This window comes from Streptomyces sp. NPDC036815 (assembly GCF_055609205.1).
This window is the reverse complement of record NZ_JBVJPW010000007.1, coordinates 74,149-94,663: the sequence shown is the minus strand read 5'-3', so window position 1 is coordinate 94,663 and position 20,515 is coordinate 74,149. Positions and strand designations below refer to the sequence as shown.

The following is a 20,515-nucleotide window of genomic DNA, read 5'->3' as shown; positions in this document are numbered from 1 at the left end:
CCTGACTCATGGGAGCCCAGCTCCGGGTCTACAAGCGTCGCATCAAATCCGTCACCGCGACCAAGAAGATCACCAAGGCGATGGAGATGATCGCCGCCTCGCGTGTCGTCAAGGCGCAGCGCAAGGTGACGGCTTCCACGCCGTACGCGACCGAGCTCACCCGCGCGGTCACGGCGGTCGGCACGGGCTCGAACACGAAGCACCCGCTGACGACCGAGGCGGAGACGGCGACCCGTTCCGCGGTGCTGCTCCTCACGAGCGACCGCGGACTGGCCGGCGCCTTCAACTCGAACGCCATCAAGGCCGCGGAGCAGCTGACCGCGCGCCTGGAGGCCGAGGGCAAGGAGGTCGACACGTACATCGTCGGCCGCCGCGGTCTGGCCCACTACAACTTCCGCGAGCGCAAGGTCGTGGAGTCGTGGTCGGGCTTCACCGACGAGCCCACGTACGCGGACGCCAAGAAGGTCGCGGTGCCGCTCATCGAGGCGATCGAGAAGGAGACGGCGGAGGGCGGCGTGGATGAACTCCACATCGTCTACACCGAGTTCATCTCGATGATGACGCAGACGGCCATCGACGGCCGGCTGCTGCCGCTCAGCCTCGAAGACGTCGCGGAGGAGTCGCCCACCAAGGGCGAGATCCTTCCGCTGTACGACTTCGAGCCGTCGGCGGAGGACGTCCTCGACGCCCTGCTGCCGCGCTACGTCGAGAGCCGTATCTACAACGCGATGCTCCAGTCGGCTGCCTCCAAGCACGCCGCCACGCGCCGCGCGATGAAGTCGGCCACCGACAACGCCGGGGATCTGATCAACAGCCTCTCCCGGCTTGCCAACGCGGCCCGCCAGGCCGAAATCACCCAGGAAATCAGCGAGATCGTCGGCGGCACAGCAGCCCTGGCCGACGCGACCGCGGGGAGTGACAAGTAATGACGACCACTGTTGAGACGGCCGTTGCCACGGGCCGCGTCGCCCGGGTCATCGGCCCGGTCGTCGACGTGGAGTTCCCCGTCGACGCGATGCCGGAGATCTACAACGCCCTCCACGTCCAGGTCGACGACCCGTCGACCGCGGGCGCGAAGAAGACGCTGACCCTCGAGGTCGCCCAGCACCTGGGTGACGGCGTGGTCCGCGCGATCTCGATGCAGCCCACCGACGGCCTGGTCCGCCAGGCGCCCGTCACCGACACCGGCAAGGGCATCTCGGTGCCGGTCGGCGACGTGACCAAGGGCCGGGTGTTCAACACCCTCGGTGAGGTCCTGAACGACGACCCGTCCACGGTCGCCGAGGCCGAGCGCTGGACGATCCACCGCAAGGCCCCGGCCTTCGACCAGCTCGAGTCCAAGACCGAGATGTTCGAGACCGGCCTGAAGGTCGTCGACCTTCTCACCCCGTACGTCAAGGGTGGAAAGATCGGTCTGTTCGGTGGTGCCGGTGTCGGCAAGACCGTCCTCATCCAGGAAATGATCGTCCGTGTGGCCAAGCTGCACGACGGTGTCTCCGTCTTCGCCGGTGTCGGCGAGCGCACCCGTGAGGGCAACGACCTCATGGTCGAGATGGAGGAGGCCGGCGTTCTCGACAAGACCGCGCTGGTCTTCGGCCAGATGGACGAGCCGCCGGGCACGCGTCTGCGCGTCGCCCTGGCCGGTCTGACCATGGCGGAGTACTTCCGCGATGTGCAGAAGCAGGACGTGCTGTTCTTCATCGACAACATCTTCCGCTTCACGCAGGCCGGTTCCGAGGTCTCGACCCTGCTCGGCCGCATGCCCTCCGCGGTGGGCTACCAGCCGAACCTGGCCGACGAGATGGGTCTCCTCCAGGAGCGCATCACGTCGACCCGTGGTCACTCGATCACCTCGATGCAGGCGATCTACGTCCCCGCGGACGACCTGACCGACCCGGCCCCGGCCACCACGTTCGCCCACCTCGACGCGACGACGGTTCTCTCCCGTCCGATCTCCGAGAAGGGCATCTACCCGGCCGTGGACCCGCTGGACTCCACGTCCCGCATCCTGGACCCGCGCTACATCGCGCAGGACCACTACAACTGCGCCATGCGTGTCAAGGGGATCCTCCAGAAGTACAAGGACCTCCAGGACATCATCGCGATCCTCGGCATCGACGAGCTCAGCGAGGAGGACAAGCTCGTCGTCGCCCGTGCCCGTCGCGTGGAGCGCTTCCTGTCGCAGAACACGCACGCCGCCAAGCAGTTCACCGGCGTCGACGGCTCGGACGTCTCCCTCGAGGAGTCGATCGCGGCCTTCAACGCGATCTGCGACGGCGAGTACGACCACTTCCCCGAGCAGGCCTTCTTCATGTGCGGTGGGCTCGAGGACCTCAAGAAGAACGCCAAGGAGCTCGGCGTCTCCTGAGCTCAGTAGCTCTTGACGGAGGGGGGCGGGCACGTCCCGCGGGGGCCGTGTCCCGCCCTTCTCCGTACGCCCACTAGAATTTGACCCAACACCCGGCTGAACCGCCGGGTGGTGACCCGAGGAGCCACCCTTGGCTGCTGAGCTGCATGTCGAGCTGGTCGCAGCGGACCGCAGTGTCTGGTCCGGTGAGGCCACCCTGGTCGTCGCGCGCACCACGTCCGGCGACATCGGCGTCATGCCCGGTCACCAGCCGCTGCTCGGTGTGCTGGAGTCGGGCCCGGTGACCATTCGTACGAGCGACGGCGGCACTGTCGTCGCCGCTGTCCACGGAGGATTCATCTCCTTCGCGGACGACAAGCTGTCGCTGCTGGCCGAGATCGCGGAGCTGTCCGACGAGATCGACGTCCAGCGTGCGGAGCGGGCGCTGGAGCGCGCGAAGTCGGAGGCCGACGCCTCCGCCGAGCGTCGCGCCGACGTCCGACTGCGTGCGGTGGCGCGCTGACCCCAGCGCGCGGCGTAACGTGACTCAGCCGCGGCCAGGTCCGGGAAGCTTCCGGACCGGGTCGCGGCTGAGGCAATGCGGGTGCAATGTATTGGTCCGTTGTCGGTCCGTCGACCGACGGTAGAGGCGAGGAGGTCGGTGCCGATGATCCTCACTCTGCTCGTGTGCGGACTTGCTTTGATCGTGCTGGTGTTGGTGGGGCTCTTCGTCTTCGGACTGAGGCGCCGGCTGATCCAGCGCTCCGGCGGCACCTTCGACTGCAGTCTGCGCTGGGACGCCCCGGAGAAGGGCGACACCTCCGGCAAGGGCTGGGGGTACGGGGTCGCCCGCTACAACGGTGACCGGGTCGAGTGGTTCCGCGTCTTCTCGTACGCTCCCCGCCCCCGGCGGATCCTGGAGCGCTCGGCCATCGAGGTCGTCGACCGCCGCGCGCCGGACGGCGAGGAGGAGCTCGCGCTGCTCTCCGAGGCGATCGTCCTGGGCTGCCTGCACCGCGGCGCCCGCCTGGAGCTGGCGATGAGCGAGGACGCGCTGACGGGTTTCCTGGCCTGGCTGGAGGCGGCACCCCCTGGCCAGCGAGTGAATGTGGCTTAGCCGAAGGTTCCGCAGTCGCGACACAGGAGAAGCCGGGAAGACAGGGGGCGATCCTGTCTTCCCGGCTTCGTATCGGGGACGGTTACTTCAGACCGTCGTTGATGGCGGACACCAACTCACCGTTGGAGGTGTCACCGCTGAACTCCCAGAAGAACGCGCCGCCGAGCCCCTGCTGCTTGGCCCAGCCCATCTTCGCGCGGACCGTCGCCGGCGTGTCGTACGACCACCAGTTGCTGCCGCAGTGGGCATACGCGGTCCCGGCCACGGTGCCGTTGGACGGGCAGGAGTTCTTGAGGACCTTGTAGTCCTCGATGCCCGCCTCGTACGTCCCGGGCGCCGCGCCGGTGGCCGTGCCACCCGGCTCCTTCTGGGTGACGCCGGTCCAGCCGCGGCCGTAGAAGCCGATGCCGAGCAGGAGCTTGGCCGAGGGCACGCCCTTGGCCTTCAGCTTGGCGATGGCGGCGGCGGAGTTGAAGCCGTCCTTCGGGATGCCCGGGTAGGACGTGAGCGGGGAGTGCGGGGCCGTCGGGCCCTTGGCGTCCCAGGCGCCGAAGAAGTCGTACGTCATCACGTTGTACCAGTCGGCGTACTGCGAGGCGCCGCCGTAGTCGGCCAGGTCGAGCTTGCCGCCCTCGGAGCCGTCGGCGGAGATGGCGGCGGTGACGAGGTTCTTGGCGCCGAACTCGTTGCGGAACGCCTGCATCATGTTCTTGAAGACGGCCGGGCCCGAGGTGTCGCAGGACAGGCCGCAGGCGTTCGGGTACTCCCAGTCCAGGTCGATGCCGTCGAAGACGTCGGCCCAGCGCGGGTCCTCGACCAGGTCGTGACAGGACTTGGCGAAGGCGGCCGGGTTCTTCATGGCGTCGGTGAAGCCGCCGGACCAGGTCCAGCCGCCGAAGGACCAGAGGATCTTGACGTTGGGGTACTTGGCCTTCAGCTTGCGGAGCTGGTTGAAGTTGCCGCGCAGGGGCTGGTCCCAGGTGTCGGCGACGCCGTCGACGCTCTGGTCGGCGGTGTAGGCCTTGTCGATCGCGGCGTAGGAGTCGCCCATGGTGCACTTGCCGCCCTGGACGTTGCCGAAGCTGTAGTTGATGTGCGTGATCTTGTCGGCCGAGCCGGAGGTCGCGATGTTCTTCGCGTGGTAGTTGCGCTGGTAGACCCCCCACTCCGTGAAGTAGCCGAGCTTGACCTTGTCGCCGGGGCCCGGGCCCGGGTCGGTGCTGCCCGTGGTGCGGACCTTGACGGCGCCGCTCGCGGGGCCCGTCTGGTCGGCGGTGTCGCGCGCCTGGACGGTGTAGGAGTAGTCGGTGCCCTTGGTCAGGCCCGTGTCGGAGTACGACGTCGCCGTCACGGTGGCGACCTTGGCGCCGTCGCGCAGGACGTCGTAGTTCTTGACGCCCTTGTCGTCGGTGGCGGCCTTCCAGTCGAGCTTCACCGAGGTGTCGGTGATGCCGGAGGCGGTCGGCGTGCCGGGGGCACTCGGCGGGTTGTCGCCGGGGACGCTGCCGCCGTCGCAGCTCGCGCCGTTCAGCTCGCACTTGGAGGGGTCGCCGGAGCCCGAGCCGTTGAACCCGAAGGAGACCGAGGCGCCGGGGGCGAGCGTCCCGTTCCAGCCGAGGTTCTTGGCGGTCCAGCGGTTGCCGGAGTTGGTGACGGTGGCGTCCCAGGCGGAGGTCACCTTGGTGCCGGTGGGGAAGTCCCAGGCGACGTTCCAGGAGCTGATGCTCGTGGTGCCGGTGTTCCGAATCGTCCACTTGCCCTCGAAGCCGCTGCCCCAGTCCTGGGTCTTGGCGTACGTGGCGGTGGCCTCGGGGGCGGCGTCGGGGGCCGCCTCGGCGGAACCGCCGAGCGCGACCAGGGTGGCGAGCGGCAGCAGCAGAGTGGTCAGTCCCGCCACGGCTTTGTGTCTGACTCTGATTTTCGAGCGTGCGTTGCTGTCTGTGAAGCGCACGAGGTGCTCCTCGGTTCCGGGGGTCTACGGGGTTGGGACCCTGCGCCGCCCGTGAGCACGTGGACACGTGGGGGAGTGCTCACCGCAGTGCGGTGAGAATAGAAAGGTCTGGACCATCGGTCAAGAGGTCTGAACCAGTGGCCGGATCGCGACGGTCGATCGCCCGGCCTCCGGATCAGACCCCCAACTCCCGCGCCAGTACGGCGGCTTGCACTCGGCTGCGCAGTTCCAGCTTGCCGAGCATCCGGCTGACGTGCGTCTTCACCGTCGCCTCCGCCATGGAGAGACGACCGGAGATCTCCGCATTCGACAGCCCCTCGCCGATGCACGAGAGCACCTCCCGCTCGCGGCGGGTGAGGCAGTCGAGGACGGCGGGGTCCGGCGCGTTCTCGTCGCGTACGGCCCGCACCGGGGTGGCGAACTCGGCGATCAGGCGGCGGGTGACCGCGGGAGCGATCATGCCCTCGCCGCGCGCGACCGTACGGACGGCCTCGATGAGGTCCCTCGCCTCGGTGTTCTTCAGGAGGAACCCGGAGGCGCCCGCCCGCAGCGCCCCGAAGACGTACTCGTCGAGGTCGAACGTGGTCAGGACCAGCACGTCCGCGAGGCCCTCGGTGACGACCCGGCGCGTCGCCGAGACCCCGTCGAGGCGCGGCATCTGCACGTCCATCAGGACCAGATCGGGGCGGAGTTCACGGGCGAGCTCGACGGCCGCCTCGCCGTCCGCCGCCTCGCCGACGACCTCGATGTCGGACGCGCTGCGCAGGATGAGCACGAGTCCCGCGCGCACGGCCGACTGGTCCTCGGCGACCAGTACTCGGATCATTCCTTGGCTCCTTCGTCGGCGGGGTCGACGGGCAGGGTCGCGAAGACGTTCCAGACCTTGCCGTCGGGGCTGTCCTCGGGGCCCGACTCGAAGGCGCCGCCGAGCAGTTCGGTGCGTTCGCGCATGCCGACGAGGCCGGCTCCCGAGCCGGGGGCGCGGGGCCCGGACGGATCACCGTACGGGCTTCTCACGCGGACCGTCAGGGCGCGGGGTGGCTGGGCGAGGGAGACCGTGACGCGGCCGGGGGAGGCGTGCTTGAGGGCGTTCGTCAGGGACTCCTGCACGATCCGGTACGCCGCGAGCTCCACCGGGGTGGGCGGCTTCGGGCCTTGCGGGGGCCTGGCGTCGTCGAGCGTGACGTCCAGGCCGTCCCTGCGGGCGCCCGCGATCAATGCGCCGAGGCCGTCGAGGGTGGGCGCGGCGGCGGGTTCGAGGTCGCCGCTCTGGTCGCGCAGGATGCCGATCAGGCGGCGCATCTCGGCGAGCCCCTCGACGCTGTTCTCGCGGATGACGCCGAGCGCGTCCATGCTGGTCCGCGCGTCGTCGAGGGAGAGCGCTGCCGTGGAGTGGATGGCGATCGCCGAGAGGTGGTTGGCCACCATGTCGTGCAGCTCGCGGGCCATCCTGGCGCGTTCGGCGGAGACGGCCTGGGCGCGGTCCATCTCGGCGAGCAGCGCGGTCTGTTCGGCCCGCAGCTTCGCCGCGGCGGTCGCCTCGCGGTGGTTGCGCACCAGCACGCCGGTGCCGGCCGGGGTGAGGGCCACGATGCCGGTCGCCACGCCGAGGAGGACCGCCTGCGGGTCCTGCCACCAGGCGAGGAACACGACGGTCATGGCGACGGTGACGAGGCCCGCGGTGATCGGGATGCGCCGGGCGGCGGCCGGTGTCCCGTAGACGACGGCCGCGTACATGATGTCCGTGAACATCAGGATCGACGCGAGATTGCCCGCCGTGAACTGGTCGGCCACCAGCGCGAGGGTGGCGGTGACCAGGGCGAACTGCGGTCTGGTGCTCCGCAGCAGTTCGAGTCCGGCCAGGACGAAGAGGGGCGGCAGCGCCCAGTGACCGCTCAGCGGCCGGTCGGTCTGGGAGTTCAGCCCCAGCGCCCACAGCGCGAGCCCGCACAGCAGGCTGCCCACGGCGATCTGCACGTCGACGCGTTGCGGGCGGGGGAGGGTCAGGGCCATGGGTCCATCCAACACGGCGCGCCGGACCCGTGCCTGATCCCGGGGGAGGAACCGCGCGCTACATCGAAGGATGCAGTCCCACTTCGTCACTGGTGACGACGATCGGCGGCCCGGCGGGCGGCAGCCTTGAGGGGTGAGCGAGACAGCGACCCGGAGGAGCGAGCCGTGATCGTCACACTGATCATCATCTGTGAGGCCGGCTTCTGGGTGCTGCTGGCCGCGGGGCTCGCCCTGCGCTACTGGGCGAAGATGCCGAGGGCGAGCGTCGGCGTGCTGCTGTGCGAGCCGCTGCTCGAAGTCGTCCTCTTCGTCGTCACCGCGATCGACCTGAGGAACGGCGCGGAGCCGGACTGGAAGCACGGCCTCGCCGCCGTCTACATCGGCTACTCCGCCGCGCTCGGCCACTACACGATCACGTGGGTGGACGTCCGCGTCGCCCACCGTTTCGCGGGCGGGCCGCCGCCCTCGACCCCCAAGTACGGCGTCCCCCGCGCCGTCCACGAGTGGAAGCTCGCCGCCCGCTGGATCCTGGCGGCACTGATCGCCATGGCGCTGCTGCAGGGAGCGGTCTGGTACGTCGGGGACGCGGGCGACGTGGACTCCCTGCGGATGTGGCAGCAGCGGATGCTGTGGCTGATCGGCATCAACGTGATCATCGCGGCCACGTACACGGTCTTCCCGAAGAAGGCGCCGGCGGTACGGGACGACGCGGCGAAGCCGAGCTTCCTGAGCAGGCTCTAGCTGGAGTGACCCGCAGGCCTAGCGCTCGCCGCCCGGCACCCACAGGACGTCGCCGACGGCCTTGTTCGCCGTACGGGCGAGGATGAACAGCAGGTCGGACAGCCGGTTGAGATAGGTGGCGGTCAAGGGGTTCATGACCTCGCCGTGCACCTCGAACGCCGCCCAGGTCGAGCGCTCGGCCCGCCGCACCACCGTGCACGCCTGGTGCAGGAGCGCCGCGCCGGGGGTGCCGCCGGGCAGGATGAAGCTGCGCAGTTTCTCCAGCTCCTCCAGGAAGCGGTCGCAGTCCTCCTCCAGCTTGTCGATGTAGGACTGCTCGACGCGCAACGGCGGGTACTCGGGGTCCTCGACGACGGGCGTGGAGAGGTCGGCGCCCACGTCGAAGAGGTCGTTCTGGACCCGGACCAGGACCTTCACCACCTCCGCGTCGAGCTGCCCGAGCGCGATGGCGGTGCCGATGGCCGCGTTGGCCTCGTTGGCGTCGGCGTACGCGGAGATCCGCAGATCGGTCTTGGCGGTGCGGCTCATGTCGCCGAGGGCGGTGGTGCCCCGGTCGCCGGTCCTGGTGTAGATGCGCGTCAGATTGACCATGCTGCCAGCGTAGTTACGCCCCGGCCTTCTGGAAGACACGTGTGCCCACCGTCACGGACAGCGCGAGGAAGCCGAGGGCCATCAGGACGCCGTAGAGCATGGTCGTCGTCGCGTACGCACCGACGTACCCCGCGCGCACCGCGTCGACCAGATAGCGGAACGGCATGAAGTGGGAGAGCACGTCCAGCCAGGTGGGGGCGAGCGCCATCGGCAGCATCAGGCCCGAGAGCAGCATCGAGGGCATGCTCACCGCGTTCACGGCGGGGCCGAACTCGTGCGGCTTGCCGACCTTCATCGCCAGTGCGTACGAGAGGGCGGAGAGCCCGGCGGTCAGCAGTGCCACGAACGCGAAGCCGATGAGGATGCCGCCGAGCGGCGCCCGCAACCCCATGAGCAGCGCGGCGAGGACGAGCAGCACCGCCTGGAAGACGAAGAGGGCCGCGTCGCGCAGGATGCGGCCGAGCAGCAGCGCCAGGCGGCTCACGGGGGTCACCCGCATCCGCTCCACCACGCCGAACTGCTTCTCGATGATGAGCGCGAAACCGCTGAACGTGGCGCCGAACAGGCCGAGTTGGAGCAGCAGCCCCGGTACGAGCACCTGCCAGGAGTCGCCCTGCGAGCCGAGCGGCAGATCGGTGAGCAGCGGGCCGAAGAAGAGCAGGTAGAGCAGGGGCGTCAGGACGCCGAAGAGGATCTGGAACGTGGAGCGCAGGGTCTGCCGGGCGTACCGCCCGAAGATCAGCGCGGTGTCGGAGAGCAGTGCAGGCATGGTGGGGTCCCGGATCGTGGTGGTCAGACGGCGACGGGGGTCGTGTCCTTGGGGGCGGCGGCGCGCCCGGTGATGGCGAGGAAGGTGTCCTGGAGCGTGGCGTCGATCGACCCGCCGTAGCGCAGCTTGAGCGCGCTCGGCGTGCCCTCGGCGACCACGACGCCCTTGTCGACGACGACCAGGCGGTCGGAGAGTGCGTCGGCCTCGTCGAGGTAGTGCGTGGTGAGCAGGACCGTCGTGCCGTACTCGTCGCGCAGCTGTCGCACCAGCTGCCACAGGCCCGCACGGCTGCCCGGGTCGAGGCCGGTGGTCGGCTCGTCGAGGAAGAGCACCTCGGGGCGGTGGGTGAGCCCCATGGCGATGTCGAGCCGCCTGCGCTGGCCGCCGGAGAGCGCGGCGCAGGGGCGCTCCAGGAGCTCGGTGAGGTCCAGGTCGCGCGCCAGTTCCTCGGCGCGTGCGGCGGCCTGAGTCCTGGTCAGGCGGTAGAGGCGGCCCTGCGTGATCAGTTCCTCGCGGACGGAGATGTTCGGGTCGACGCCGCCGGACTGGGCGACGTACCCGATCTTGTCGCGGACGCCCGCGGGGTCCCTGGCCAGGTCGCGGCCCGCGACGGTGGCGGCGCCGCCGGTGGGCGGGAGCAGCGTGGTCAGCATGCGCAGGGTGGTGGTCTTGCCCGCGCCGTTCGGCCCGAGGAGGCCGAGGATCTCGCCGGGTTCGACGCGCAGGTCGATGCCGCGCACGGCTTCCACGGGGCCGTTCTTGGTCTGGAAGGTCCGGGCGAGCCCGGCGGTGCTGATGATTGCCATGGCGACCACAAAAACAGAGTCCATGAAATTTTGCAACGCACCCAAAATTTCATGCCTCTCAAAATTTGTGAGCCGCCAACGATGCTTACGATGAGTGCATGGCTGAAGGGCTCAGAGAGCGCAAGAAGCGGCAGACCAAACAGCGGATCTCGGACATCGCGACCGGACTCTTCCTGGAGCACGGCTTCGTGACGGTGACCATCGCGGAGATCGCGGACGCCGCGGACGTCTCCGTCAACACGGTCTACAACTACTTCCCGGCGAAGGAGGACCTCTTCCTCGACCGGGGCGGCGACGTCGTCGACCGCCTCTCCCGCTACGTGCGCGGCCGCCGCGACGGGGAGTCGGCCGCCGACGCCGTCCTGCGCGAGCTGCGCGCCGACGTGGAGTCCGTCTCGCCGACCATCGGGCTCTTCCCCGGCTGGGCCGACTTCATGAAGGTCATCACCGAGGCGCACGCCCTGCGCTCCCGGCTCTGGGCGATCCAGCAGGAGGCCCTCGACCACCTCACGACGACCCTCGCCGAGGAGACCGGGGCCGCTGCGGGCGACCCGCTGCCCGGGCTCGTCGCGGGTCAGCTCTCCTGGGTGCACAGCACGCTGATGGCCTGGATCGGCGACGAGATGTCCAAGCGCCGCGAGCCCGCCGAGGTCTCCCGCGAGGCGCTCGGACTGCTCGACGAGATGGAGGAGCTGCTGAGCGAAAAGGTCCTCAACTACGCGCCACGTGGCGCGTAATCACGCGTACCAGTGTGATGTCCGTCATCTGAGACGTGACGCGTATCTCTTCACCGCCACAGGCGCGCTCACGAACGCTAACGTGCGCCGAAGAGGCATACGTAAACAGCGTGTAAGCCAAGCGTGTTAAGCGGTAGGGGAGTCGGAACAGTGGCACGGAAGCTCGCCGTCATCGGAGCCGGACTCATGGGGTCCGGCATCGCTCAGGTCTCCGCCCAGGCGGGCTGGGACGTCGTCCTGCGCGACGTCACCGAGGAGGCGCTGACCCGTGGCACCGACGGGATCAAGGCGTCGTACGACAAGTTCGTGAGCAAGGGCAAGCTCGCGGCCGACGACGCCGGGGCCGCGCTCGCCCGCATCACGACCACCACCGACCTGGACGCCGTCGCCGACGCGGACATCGTCGTCGAGGCCGTCTTCGAGAAGCTCGAGGTCAAGCACGAGATCTTCCGCACGCTCGACAAGATCGTGCGTGACGACGCCGTGCTCGCCTCCAACACCTCCGCCATCCCGATCACCAAGATCGCGGCCGTGACGGAGCACCCGGAGCGCGTGGTCGGCGCCCACTTCTTCTCGCCGGTCCCGATGATGCAGCTCTGCGAGCTGGTGCGCGGCTACAAGACCAGTGACGAAACCCTCGCCCGTACCCGGGAGTTCGCCGAGTCCGTCGGCAAGACCTGCATCGTCGTCAACCGCGACGTCGCGGGCTTCGTGACGACCCGTCTGATCTCCGCGCTCGTCGTCGAGGCCGCCAAGCTCTACGAGTCGGGCGTCGCCACCGCCGAGGACATCGACATCGCCTGCAAGCTCGGCTTCGGGCACGCCATGGGGCCGCTCGCGACGGCCGACCTGACGGGCGTCGACATCCTCCTGCACGCCACGAGCAACATCTACACGGAGTCCCAGGACGAGAAGTTCGCGCCGCCGGAGCTGATGCGCCGGATGGTTGACGCCGGTGACATCGGGCGCAAGAGCGGGCAAGGGTTCTACAAGCACTGAACCAGCACTGACGTACGCCGTCTGACGCCCCGTCTGACGCCTCGGCGCCGGACGGGTCACCCCTCGGAGTGAATTCGGTATCGGTTCGCTTACAGACGGCAACTTCCTCGCCCACGTGGCAGTCAGTTGCAGTGACATACGCAGACGCCTTACGTATCGGGCGTCACCGCAGACACAGCACTCTCGGGGAGCGCATATATGCACATCAGGGGCGACCAGGCCCAGCTGGTCGTCGGGGGACGCCTCGACGTACGCAGCGCGGCGGACGCCCGCACGGTCCTGCACTCGGCCGTCGACGACGGCGCCGGCGATCTGGTGCTCGACCTGTCCGAACTCGACTCGTGGGACGCCACGGGACTCGGCGTGATCATGGGCGCCCACCGCCGCGCCGGCCGCTGCGGACGCAGACTCGTCCTGCGCCACGTGCCGCCCCAGATGCAGCGCCTCCTCGTGGCGACCCGGCTGCACCGCATCCTCGCCATCGAGGGCGGCATCGGAGTCGAATCGCTCCCCAGAGCCTGAGGACCGAGAGCGCACAATCCTCACGAACCTGTGACGTCTCGGACGGGGCGGTACCCCGCCCTCCCGGAGATACTGAGCAAAGGTCTAGGGTTCGGTCGCCCACCGATATACGAACCCGCACGGGGGCACCGGACCAGAAGCGACAGCGCAGTGTGCACGAAGGCCGGAGGGGGCTCTGCACACCACGCATCTGGGGGGCTAGGACCATGGACCCGACGAACCGGGGACCCGAAGAGTACGGCCAGGACGGCACCGACGACGACTCGGCGCGCCCCGGGCGGCCGCCGCGCGACCCCGTGACACCCGACTTCGGCCAGCGGACACCCGCGCTCGCCCGCACCGTCCAGCTCGTCTCGGGCGACTTCCTGGTCACCGTCAACCCCGTCGACGGCAGCGAGATCGAACCCTGCCCGCCCGGCGAACGGCCGGCACGCCCCGCCAAGCGGACCGCCGCCGAACGCGCCGAGCTGCGCCGCGCCGCGCTGCCGCCCGTGCCGCCGGGGCCCGCGCTGCCCCGGCTGCCGCTCCTCGAGCGCCAGGAGGAGCGCGAGCGCCTCGCACGCCTCCTCGCGCGCGGCCGCTCCGTACGGCTCACCGGACCTGCGGGAGCGGGGCGCACCGCGCTCCTGAACGCCGTCGCCGACGACTGCGCGGACCTCGCGCCCGACGGCGTCGTCCGCCTCTCCGGCTACCGCAGGACCCCCGGAGAGCTGCTCCACGACCTCTTCGCGGCCGTCTACGACGCACCGCTGCACCGGCCCGAGCGCGCCCTGCTGCTCGAACTCGTCCACGACATCGGCGCGGTCGTCGTCCTGGACGACCTGGAGTTCGGCGGCGCCGGACTCGACGAGCTGCTCGACGCCACGCCCGAGTGCGCCTTCCTGATCTCCGCGACACCCGACGTGGCGGCGCCCTCGGCCGACTCTCACCTCGAAGAGGTCTTCCTCGGCGGCCTCGGCCGCGGCGGCGGCCTCGAACTCCTGGAGCGGGCCGTCGGCCGCGTCCTCGACGACGAGGAGGCCAACTGGGCGGGCGACCTGTGGTTCGAGTCCGAGGGGCTGCCGCTGCGCTTCGTGCAGGCGGGCGCCCTGCTCCGCCAGCGCGACCAGCTGCGCGCCGACCCGCACGCCTTCGAGGAGTCCGGCCACGTCGCGGGCACCCCCGTCGACGCACCCCTGGACACGCCCTTCGACGCCGACGGCGCGCCGGACATGCCGCTGCCCTCGCTCGCCGACGGAGCCGCGCCCGCCGCCCTGCTCGCCTCGCGGCTCAGCCCGTCCGCCCGCGCCACGCTGACGTTCGCCGTGGCCCTCGGCGGCGAGCTCCCGCACCAGGCCCACCTGCCCGCCCTGGTGGGCCACACCCACGCCGACGCCGCCCTCGCCGAGCTGGTGAGCTGCGCCCTGGTCACCCCGGTCGGCGCGCACTACCGCCTCGCCGCCGGGGTGCGGGCCCAGCTGGAGGCCGTCGGGTACGCCGACGACGCGCCCGCCCACGCCCTGTCCGCCGCCCAGCACTACGCCTGGTGGGCCGGGCACCCCTCCGTCACCCCGGAGCGCGTCGCCGCCGAGGCCGACGCCGTGCAGGCCGCGCTCGCCGCCCTGGTCGCCACGGAGAGCGGCGCCGCCGTCCTGCTCGCCCGCACCGCAGCACCCGCCTTCGCCGGGGGGCTCGCCTGGGCCGCCTGGGAGCGCGCCCTGCGGTCCGGCCAGGAGGCGGCGCGCAACGCGGGCGAGGTCGCCGAAGAGGCGTACTTCCACCACGAGTTGGGGATCCTCGCGCTCTGCGCGGGGCAGCTCGACCGGGCCCGCGCCGAGCTGGAGGCCTCCATCGGGCTGCGCGGCGCGCTCGCCGACAAGCGCGGCATGATCTCAGGTCGCCGGGCCCTCGCGCTGGTCGCCGACCGCTCGGGCGCCGTGCTGCCCGGCGGCCGTACCGCCGCGGCCGAGGAGGTCCCCGACGCGCGCTACGAGGAGTCCGCGTCGCCCCCCGGCGGCATCCCCGCCGCCTTCGCGCTGCCCGAACCGCCCGCGGAACCCGACACGCTGGTCACCAGCAGGGTGACGCCCGCGGCCGCCACCACCGCCACGGGGCCGGCCCCGAGCCGCCGCTCCATCATCAGCGGCACCCGGCGCAACCTCGTCGCGGCGGGCGCGGGAGCCCTGCTCGCCGCCGTCCTCGGCACCGTGGTCACGCTCGGCGCCACCTCCGGCAACGACTCACCCGACGGCGACAAGGTCACCACGGAGCAGTCGGCGAAGGAGGACCACGGCGACGACGGCCTGACCGCCGACAAGCCGCGGGAGGACTCCACGAGCCGCCCCGGTGGAGCGGGCGGGGACGGCGTCACCGACACCGTCGACGACCCGACGCCGAGCGGCAGCGGCAAGCCCTCGGGCAGGCCGAGCGACAGCGGCGCGCCGTCCGGCAGGCCGACGGAGCCCACGGACAAGCCGACGAAGCCGACCGGCAAGCCCACCGAGCCCACGGACAAGCCGACGAAGCCGACCAAGCCGCCGACGGACCCGCCCACCAAGCCGCCGACGGATCCGCCGACCACTCCGCCCACGAGCCCGCCGACCACCCCGCCCGAGAGTGAGGACCCGCCCACCTCGCCCGAGATGTCGGACTCGGCGAGCGGGCCGGGCAGCGCGTCGGCGGGCTGAGAGCCTGTCGTTCCGCCGTTGGACCCCTGGGTCAGAACAGCCGCAGCTTGTCGTCCTCGATGCCGCGCAGCGCGTTGTAGTCCAGGACGGCGCAGCCGATGCCGCGGTCCGTGGCGAGCACGCGTGCCTGCGGCTTGATCTCCTGGGCGGCGAAGATGCCCTTGACCGGCGCCAGGTGCGGGTCGCGGTTCAACAGCTCCAGATAGCGGGTGAGTTGCTCGACGCCGTCGATCTCGCCGCGCCGCTTGATCTCGACGGCGACGGTCTGCCCGTCGGCGTCGCGGCAGAGGATGTCCACCGGGCCGATCGCGGTCATGTACTCGCGACGGATGAGTGAATACCCTTCGCCGAGTGTCTCGATCCGGTCGGCGAGCAGCTCCTGGAGGTGCGCTTCCACGCCGTCCTTGATGAGGCCCGGGTCGACGCCCAGCTCGTGCGAGGAGTCGTGCAGGATCTCTTCCATCGTGATGATGAGCTTCTCGCCCGCCTTGTTCACGACGGTCCACACGCCGGTGTCGTCCCCTGTCCCCTCCTTCAAGGTGCAGGGCGGGGACATCCAGTTGAGCGGTTTGTAGGCCCTGTCGTCCGCGTGGATGGAGACGCTGCCGTCCGCCTTCACAAGGATCAGGCGGGGGGCCGAGGGGAGGTGGGCGGTGAGCCGGCCCGCGTAGTCCACGGAGCATCGGGCAATGACGAGACGCATGGGGCGCAACGCTACTCGACTCGGGGCGGTGCACGCGATTCGCCCGTCGCGCTGCCCGGGCCACCCCCGCCCCGCGCGACTTGTCCCTCGATGAACCCGTTCGATCCTGGCCGGTTATGCGCCCAATCTCCTGGTGCGGTCACCGCGCGTTGCCTACCGTAGAAGCAAGAGGTCGTCATCCGTGCACGCTGCGTAGGCGGACTCCATCCCTGTCCGTAGGCCCCCGCTCCCCGGGGGTGCGAGAGGAGAACCCATGTCGCTCGACGTCTCACCGGCACTGTTGGAACAGGCCGAGCGAGGCGAGGTCGACGAAGCGGAATTCGTCGACTGCGTCCGGACCTCCCTGCCTTACGCATGGGAGATGATCAGCTCCCTGGTGGCCCAGTTGAAGGTCGACGGCGGCGAGTTCGCCGACAACCAGACTCCGCCGCCGGACGAGCAGGCCCGTGGCCAGCTGCTGCGGGCTCTCGCGAGTGACGCGATTCGCGGGGCCCTGCAGCGGCACTTCGGTGTGCGTCTGGCTTTCCAGAACTGCCACCGCGTGGCCGTCTTCCCGCTGGATTCGTCAGTGGACGACCGGCTCGCCCGCTTCACCTCGATCCGCGGCCAGCTGCTCAACCAGTCACCCGAACTCCGGGACTGCTGACGTAGGTTGCCGCCGCTCCGGACGCGGGAGGTGTTCAGTCCGGAGCGGCGGCTCCGCAGCCGACGAAGGGTCTCAGCCGAGCTGGGGCAGTACCTCGGCGCCCAGCCTCCGCACGTTCTCCTCGGTGGCCGAGAGGTCGCCCGAGCCCTCCACGAGCAGGGCGAAACGCGTGATGCCGGTGCGCTCCGAGGTGGCGGCGAGCCGGTCGGCGCACACCTGCGGGGTCCCCACGGGGTGCAGCCCGCAGAGCAGTTCGGTGTAGGCCAGCGGATCCCGCATGGCGCGGTGGCGGCCGTCCACGGTCACATGGGCGTCCAGCCCCTGCTTCAGCCAGCCGGGCATGGCCTTCTGTAACGTCTCGGCGGCCTCCAGGCGCCGGTCCGCGATCTGGGCGACGCCCGCGGAGACGTGCGAGACCGCGGCGACGGCCTCCGCTCCGTGTCCCGCAGCACGTGCGTGCCGATTCCACAAGGCCACCATTTCGGCCTTCTCGTCGTCGCCCACGTGCATGCCCAGGAGCATCGGCAGGCAGCGCTGCGCGGCGAGCCGCACACTGGACGGCGAGGTGCAGGCGACGATCACCTCGGGACCGCTCTCGCCCACGCCGTTCAGGGCCTCCTGCGGGCGCGGTACGACGGCCACCTCGCGGAAGGCGTACCGCTCGCCCCTGCTCTCCACCCGGGCCTCGCTCAGCCACTTCAGGAGCAGGTCGAGAGAGTCGGGGAACCCCTTCTCGTACGCCTCAAGACCGGCTCCGAAGACCTCCAGGTCCACCCACGGGCCGCCGCGTCCCACGCCGAGCGAGAACCGGCCGCCGGACGTGACGTGGAGCAGCGCGGCCTGCTCGCCGAGCGCGACGGGGTGCGCGGTCGGGAGTACGCTCACGGCCGTGCCGACGTGGATCCGCCGCGTCCGCCCGAGGAGCAGCGCCGCGAGGGTCACCGCCGAAGGGCACGTGCCGTACGGAACGAAATGGTGTTCGGCGAGCCAGACGGAGTCGAGCCCCGCCTCCTCCGCCACCTCGGCGGACCGCACCGCTCGGTGCAGCGCCTCCCCCTGACCCTGGCCGGGAAACTGTGCGGCCAGAACAAAACTACCTACACGCATGGAACTCCTGCCTCCTTGGCGCCGACGCAGGCACTCCCCTACGGGCAACAACGTGTGACACGTGCCAAAGGCACGGCCTGGCATGAAGATTGTTTGATTTTCCGTGCAGCGGGCGGGCCGGGGGCCACCGGAAGGCGACGGGTACCCCGCGGCGTGCCGCGTAGGCTGGTCACCCTCCTGACCGCCGTACAGCCCGTGAGGTGTTTCGTGTCCCCGCGTCGCAACCGCCCCAAGGGCGCCGGAGAGCTGAGGGCGTCCGCGGACGCGGAGCCGTCGGGCCGCTACGGCGGCTTCCAGAACACCGAGAGCTGGCAGGGCGAGCAGTGGAGCGTGCGGCACGTCGCGGGCGCCAGCGCGGCGGGCAAGCGCTACCGCTGCCCCGGCTGCGACCAGGAGATCCCCTCGGCCCTCGCGCACGTGGTGGCCTGGCCCGAGCACTCGGGCGTGGAGGAGCGCAGGCACTGGCACAAGGCGTGCTGGAACGCGAAGGACCGCCGCACCACGCGGGTACAGCGGTCCCGTAACGCGCCGAGGTACTGACGCCTCGGCTTGCTTCTGCGGCTACACGTCGCGCTTCTCCAGGAGGGCGAACGCGCCCGCGACGGCGGCCGCGGTGATGACGAGGAGCAGCGCCAGCTGCGCGCCGCCGCTGCCACCCGTGTCCTCCGCGCCGAAGATCTTGGCGAGGGCGGTGATGGCGTTGTAGTCGTTCATCTTCTCGCCGAGCGGCTCCGTGCTCTTCCAGATCATCAGGAATCCGGGCAGGATCGCGGGCACCAGGACCACGCCGAGCATCGCCGTGATGGCGCCCGCGGAGTGGCGCAGCATGGAGCCGACGCAGAGCGCGAGGACGCCGAGCAGCGAGACGTACAGGCCGCCCTTGAAGACCGTGCCCGCCCACGGCAGGTCGCCCGCCTCCGGGCCGCTGTTGGCGGCCGACGCCGCCAGGCCCACGAGCAGGATGGAACCGGCCGAGACCACGAAGGCGACCACGAAGAAGATCAGAATCTTCGCGGTGAGGACGCGGTGGCGCTGCGGGGACGCGGTGAACGTCGGACGGATCATGCCCGTGCCGTACTCGGACGAGGTGACGAGGACGCCGAGCGTGATCAGGCAGATCTGGCCGAGCATCAGGCCGAAGAAGGCCGGGACCGTGAAGGGCATGTCCGCGTAGTCGGCCGGGGTGGTGTTCGCCACGGCGAGCAGGCCGATGCCGATGACCAGGAGCAGGAAGATGCCCAGGGTCCACATCGTGGAGCGGACCGACTTGATCTTCGTCCACTCGGAGGCGAGGGCGTTGCCGAGGTGGGTCTTCTTGACCGGGATCGGCGAGGTGTAGGCGTTGGCCATCGCCTGCTGCCAGGCGGAGGGCGGCGCGGGGGCGGCGGGCGCGGGGGCCGTGGGGGTGGCGGGGGCTCCTTGCATCGGAGCGCCCTGCGCCGGGGCGCCCGCCGGTGCGTACGCCTGCTGGGGCTGTGCCTGCGGCTGCTGCTGCGGCGTCGGAGGCGTGGTCATCGCTGGTCCTCGCTGTCGCGCTTGGTCATGTCGGGGGCGGGGGCTGCGGGGGGAGCCGTCGGGGCCTGCTGGGGCGCCGTGGCGTAGGGGTTCGGCGTCCCGGGCGCGCCCTGCGGCTGCGGCATCGCGAAGGGCTGGCCGCCCTGCTGGGGCGGCGGCGGGGCGTACCAGCCGGGCTGGCCCTGGCCGGGCACCGGCGCCTGGCCGGGCGGCAGCGCGCCGGGCGGCATCTGCTGCTGGAGGCTCGCGCGCTGGTCGACCGTGGAGCGGTAGTCGACGGCGCCCTGCGTCATCCGCATGTACGCCTCCTCCAGCGAGGCCTGGTGCGGGGAGAGCTCCCACAGGCGGGCGTTCGCGCCGTGCGCGAGGTCGCTGATGCGGGGGAGCGGCAGGCCGGTCACGCGCAGCGCGCCGTCCGCCTCCGGCATCACCTGGCCGCCCGCCTCGGTCAGCGCGGCCGTCAGCTTCTCGCGCTGCTCGGGCTCGCCGTCCGGCGTCCGCACCCGCGCGAAGTCCGCGGAGTTGGCCGAGATGAAGTCCGTGACGCTCATGTCGGCGAGCAGCTGACCGCGGCCGATGACGATCAGGTGCTCGGCCGTGAGCGCCATCTCGCTCATCAGGTGGGACGACACGAAGACCGTGCGTCCCTCGGCGGCGAGCGACTTCATCAGGTTGCGGACCCAGAGGATGCCCTCGGGGTCGAGGCCGTTGACCGGCTCGTCGAAGAGCAGCACCTGCGGGTCGCCGAGGAGCGCCGCGGCGATGCCCAGGCGCTGGCCCATGCCGAGCGAGAAGCCCTTGGAGCGCTTCTTCGCCACGTCCTGCAGACCCACGACGCCGAGCACCTCGTCGACCCTGCGGGCCGGGATGCCGGAGAGCTGCGCGAGGCAGAGCAGGTGGTTGCGGGCGTGCCGGCCGCCGTGCACGGCCTTGGCGTCGAGCAGCGCACCGACCTGGCGGGGGGCGTTCGGGAGCTTGCGGTACGGGTAGCCGCCGATCGTCACCTGCCCGGTGGTGGGCGCGTCGAGCCCGAGGATCATGCGCATCGTCGTCGACTTGCCGGAGCCGTTGGGCCCGAGGAAGCCGGTGACGGTACCGGGCCGCACCTGGAAGGAAAGGTTGTACACGGCTGTCTTGGCGCCGTAGCGCTTCGTCAGGCCGACTGCCTCGATCATTCTCCGCACCCATCGAATGGTTCAGGACGTCGGGGCACACGCCCCCGTAAGGGTTAGGAGGATAACGGGGAGCTGACGGTTCCAGCCAAGAGCGAGTAAAACGGCCGGGC

At 70.7% G+C, this 20,515-nt stretch carries 21 protein-coding genes; 11 read left to right on the top strand and 10 right to left on the bottom strand.

The genetic code is table 11. The features are described 5' to 3' along the window. Positions 1-8 precede the first annotated feature (8 nt). The 4 genes from ACZ69I_RS16790 (at position 9) to ACZ69I_RS16775 (ending at position 3,464) form a co-directional block, all read left to right on the top strand. A complete protein-coding gene (locus ACZ69I_RS16790) occupies positions 9-926 on the top strand; it encodes a F0F1 ATP synthase subunit gamma (RefSeq protein ID WP_470832907.1) in 918 nt (305 codons plus the stop codon). Then, complete coding sequence (gene atpD / locus ACZ69I_RS16785; protein WP_467671358.1) at positions 926-2,368, top strand: F0F1 ATP synthase subunit beta; 1,443 nt, start codon at positions 926-928, stop codon at positions 2,366-2,368. Before ACZ69I_RS16790 ends, atpD begins: the two co-directional genes overlap by 1 nt. Before the next feature lie 130 nt (positions 2,369-2,498). Further along, positions 2,499-2,870, top strand: coding sequence for a F0F1 ATP synthase subunit epsilon (locus ACZ69I_RS16780; RefSeq protein WP_467671360.1), 372 nt, complete (start codon positions 2,499-2,501; stop codon positions 2,868-2,870). A gap of 144 nt (positions 2,871-3,014) precedes the next feature. Beyond that, complete coding sequence (locus ACZ69I_RS16775) at positions 3,015-3,464, top strand: DUF2550 domain-containing protein (protein WP_467671362.1); 450 nt, start codon at positions 3,015-3,017, stop codon at positions 3,462-3,464. Between the two features lie 82 nt (positions 3,465-3,546). Here ACZ69I_RS16775 and ACZ69I_RS16770 read toward each other — a convergent pair whose 3' ends face one another. The 3 genes from ACZ69I_RS16770 to ACZ69I_RS16760 form a co-directional block, all read right to left on the bottom strand. Further along, positions 3,547-5,382, bottom strand: coding sequence for a glycosyl hydrolase family 18 protein (locus tag ACZ69I_RS16770; protein WP_470833144.1), 1,836 nt, complete (start codon positions 5,380-5,382; stop codon positions 3,547-3,549). Between the two features lie 208 nt (positions 5,383-5,590). Continuing rightward, a complete protein-coding gene (locus ACZ69I_RS16765; protein WP_470832905.1) occupies positions 5,591-6,241 on the bottom strand; it encodes a response regulator in 651 nt (216 codons plus the stop codon). After that, positions 6,238-7,428 (bottom strand): sensor histidine kinase, encoded by a 1,191-nt coding sequence (locus ACZ69I_RS16760; protein WP_470832903.1) that lies wholly within the window; start codon positions 7,426-7,428, stop codon positions 6,238-6,240. The genes ACZ69I_RS16765 and ACZ69I_RS16760 overlap by 4 nt, the downstream gene beginning before the upstream one ends. A 165-nt stretch (positions 7,429-7,593) precedes the next feature. On the opposite strand from ACZ69I_RS16760, the gene ACZ69I_RS16755 reads away from it, so the two are divergent. Next, positions 7,594-8,169, top strand: a complete 576-nt coding sequence (locus ACZ69I_RS16755) for a hypothetical protein (RefSeq protein WP_467671368.1) — start codon at positions 7,594-7,596, stop codon at positions 8,167-8,169. Positions 8,170-8,187: 18 nt separating this feature from the next. Here the strand turns inward: ACZ69I_RS16755 and ACZ69I_RS16750 are convergent, their stop codons facing one another. The 3 genes from ACZ69I_RS16750 to ACZ69I_RS16740 are packed head-to-tail and all read right to left on the bottom strand — an operon-like array spanning position 8,188 to position 10,335. Continuing rightward, positions 8,188-8,760: a cob(I)yrinic acid a,c-diamide adenosyltransferase gene (locus ACZ69I_RS16750; protein ID WP_470832901.1), complete on the bottom strand. Its 573-nt coding sequence runs from the start codon at positions 8,758-8,760 to the stop codon at positions 8,188-8,190. 13 nt (positions 8,761-8,773) lie between these two features. After that, entirely contained in the window at positions 8,774-9,529 is a 756-nt protein-coding gene (locus ACZ69I_RS16745; RefSeq protein WP_467671372.1) for an ABC transporter permease, read from the bottom strand. A 23-nt stretch (positions 9,530-9,552) separates the two neighbouring features. Further along, entirely contained in the window at positions 9,553-10,335 is a 783-nt protein-coding gene (locus ACZ69I_RS16740) for an ATP-binding cassette domain-containing protein (RefSeq protein WP_467671374.1), read from the bottom strand. A 98-nt stretch (positions 10,336-10,433) separates the two neighbouring features. Here ACZ69I_RS16740 and ACZ69I_RS16735 point away from each other — a divergent pair, with 98 nt between their 5' ends. From ACZ69I_RS16735 to ACZ69I_RS16720, 4 genes are all read left to right on the top strand, one after another. Continuing rightward, positions 10,434-11,072: a TetR/AcrR family transcriptional regulator gene (locus ACZ69I_RS16735; protein WP_467671376.1), complete on the top strand. Its 639-nt coding sequence runs from the start codon at positions 10,434-10,436 to the stop codon at positions 11,070-11,072. Between the two features lie 150 nt (positions 11,073-11,222). Continuing rightward, positions 11,223-12,071, top strand: coding sequence for a 3-hydroxyacyl-CoA dehydrogenase family protein (locus tag ACZ69I_RS16730; RefSeq protein ID WP_467671378.1), 849 nt, complete (start codon positions 11,223-11,225; stop codon positions 12,069-12,071). A 198-nt stretch (positions 12,072-12,269) separates the two neighbouring features. Next, positions 12,270-12,593 carry an STAS domain-containing protein gene (locus ACZ69I_RS16725; protein ID WP_030792181.1) on the top strand — a complete coding sequence of 108 codons (324 nt, stop codon included), beginning with the start codon at positions 12,270-12,272 and terminating at the stop codon, positions 12,591-12,593. A 206-nt stretch (positions 12,594-12,799) separates the two neighbouring features. Then, entirely contained in the window at positions 12,800-15,259 is a 2,460-nt protein-coding gene (locus tag ACZ69I_RS16720) for an ATP-binding protein (protein ID WP_470832897.1), read from the top strand. A 31-nt stretch (positions 15,260-15,290) separates the two neighbouring features. Here the strand turns inward: ACZ69I_RS16720 and nucS are convergent, their stop codons facing one another. After that, positions 15,291-15,962, bottom strand: a complete 672-nt coding sequence (gene nucS, locus ACZ69I_RS16715) for an endonuclease NucS (protein WP_361722504.1) — start codon at positions 15,960-15,962, stop codon at positions 15,291-15,293. A 253-nt stretch (positions 15,963-16,215) separates the two neighbouring features. On the opposite strand from nucS, the gene ACZ69I_RS16710 reads away from it, so the two are divergent. After that, complete coding sequence (locus tag ACZ69I_RS16710; RefSeq protein WP_467671383.1) at positions 16,216-16,608, top strand: SCO5389 family protein; 393 nt, start codon at positions 16,216-16,218, stop codon at positions 16,606-16,608. Between the two features lie 72 nt (positions 16,609-16,680). Here ACZ69I_RS16710 and ACZ69I_RS16705 read toward each other — a convergent pair whose 3' ends face one another. Then, positions 16,681-17,715, bottom strand: coding sequence for an LLM class flavin-dependent oxidoreductase (locus ACZ69I_RS16705; RefSeq protein WP_467671385.1), 1,035 nt, complete (start codon positions 17,713-17,715; stop codon positions 16,681-16,683). 207 nt (positions 17,716-17,922) lie between these two features. Between ACZ69I_RS16705 and ACZ69I_RS16700 the strand changes: the two genes are divergently transcribed. Then, complete coding sequence (locus ACZ69I_RS16700) at positions 17,923-18,255, top strand: ATP/GTP-binding protein (RefSeq protein WP_467671387.1); 333 nt, start codon at positions 17,923-17,925, stop codon at positions 18,253-18,255. Between the two features lie 21 nt (positions 18,256-18,276). Here the strand turns inward: ACZ69I_RS16700 and ACZ69I_RS16695 are convergent, their stop codons facing one another. Then, positions 18,277-19,140 carry an ABC transporter permease gene (locus ACZ69I_RS16695; RefSeq protein ID WP_470833143.1) on the bottom strand — a complete coding sequence of 288 codons (864 nt, stop codon included), beginning with the start codon at positions 19,138-19,140 and terminating at the stop codon, positions 18,277-18,279. Between the two features lie 86 nt (positions 19,141-19,226). Beyond that, on the bottom strand, positions 19,227-20,405 hold the full coding sequence (locus ACZ69I_RS16690) for an ABC transporter ATP-binding protein (RefSeq protein WP_470832896.1): 1,179 nt from the start codon (positions 20,403-20,405) through the stop codon (positions 19,227-19,229). Between the last annotated feature and the right edge of the window lie 110 nt (positions 20,406-20,515).

What these genes read in the sequence shown, in the direction of transcription:
- ACZ69I_RS16695 (WP_470833143.1), bottom strand. Translation starts at nt 19,140, where the DNA reads ATGCAAGGAGCCCCCGCCACCCCCACGGCCCCCGCGCCCGCCGCCCCC.
- ACZ69I_RS16745 (WP_467671372.1), bottom strand. Translation starts at nt 9,529, where the DNA reads ATGCCTGCACTGCTCTCCGACACCGCGCTGATCTTCGGGCGGTACGCC.
- ACZ69I_RS16760 (WP_470832903.1), bottom strand. Translation starts at nt 7,428, where the DNA reads ATGGCCCTGACCCTCCCCCGCCCGCAACGCGTCGACGTGCAGATCGCC.
- ACZ69I_RS16725 (WP_030792181.1), top strand. Translation starts at nt 12,270, where the DNA reads ATGCACATCAGGGGCGACCAGGCCCAGCTGGTCGTCGGGGGACGCCTC.
- ACZ69I_RS16765 (WP_470832905.1), bottom strand. Translation starts at nt 6,241, where the DNA reads ATGATCCGAGTACTGGTCGCCGAGGACCAGTCGGCCGTGCGCGCGGGA.
- ACZ69I_RS16790 (WP_470832907.1), top strand. Translation starts at nt 9, where the DNA reads ATGGGAGCCCAGCTCCGGGTCTACAAGCGTCGCATCAAATCCGTCACC.
- ACZ69I_RS16775 (WP_467671362.1), top strand. Translation starts at nt 3,015, where the DNA reads ATGATCCTCACTCTGCTCGTGTGCGGACTTGCTTTGATCGTGCTGGTG.
- ACZ69I_RS16735 (WP_467671376.1), top strand. Translation starts at nt 10,434, where the DNA reads ATGGCTGAAGGGCTCAGAGAGCGCAAGAAGCGGCAGACCAAACAGCGG.
- ACZ69I_RS16720 (WP_470832897.1), top strand. Translation starts at nt 12,800, where the DNA reads ATGGACCCGACGAACCGGGGACCCGAAGAGTACGGCCAGGACGGCACC.
- ACZ69I_RS16740 (WP_467671374.1), bottom strand. Translation starts at nt 10,335, where the DNA reads ATGGCAATCATCAGCACCGCCGGGCTCGCCCGGACCTTCCAGACCAAG.
- ACZ69I_RS16705 (WP_467671385.1), bottom strand. Translation starts at nt 17,715, where the DNA reads ATGCGTGTAGGTAGTTTTGTTCTGGCCGCACAGTTTCCCGGCCAGGGT.
- atpD (WP_467671358.1), top strand. Translation starts at nt 926, where the DNA reads ATGACGACCACTGTTGAGACGGCCGTTGCCACGGGCCGCGTCGCCCGG.
- ACZ69I_RS16750 (WP_470832901.1), bottom strand. Translation starts at nt 8,760, where the DNA reads ATGGTCAATCTGACGCGCATCTACACCAGGACCGGCGACCGGGGCACC.
- ACZ69I_RS16710 (WP_467671383.1), top strand. Translation starts at nt 16,216, where the DNA reads ATGTCGCTCGACGTCTCACCGGCACTGTTGGAACAGGCCGAGCGAGGC.
- ACZ69I_RS16690 (WP_470832896.1), bottom strand. Translation starts at nt 20,405, where the DNA reads ATGATCGAGGCAGTCGGCCTGACGAAGCGCTACGGCGCCAAGACAGCC.
- nucS (WP_361722504.1), bottom strand. Translation starts at nt 15,962, where the DNA reads ATGCGTCTCGTCATTGCCCGATGCTCCGTGGACTACGCGGGCCGGCTC.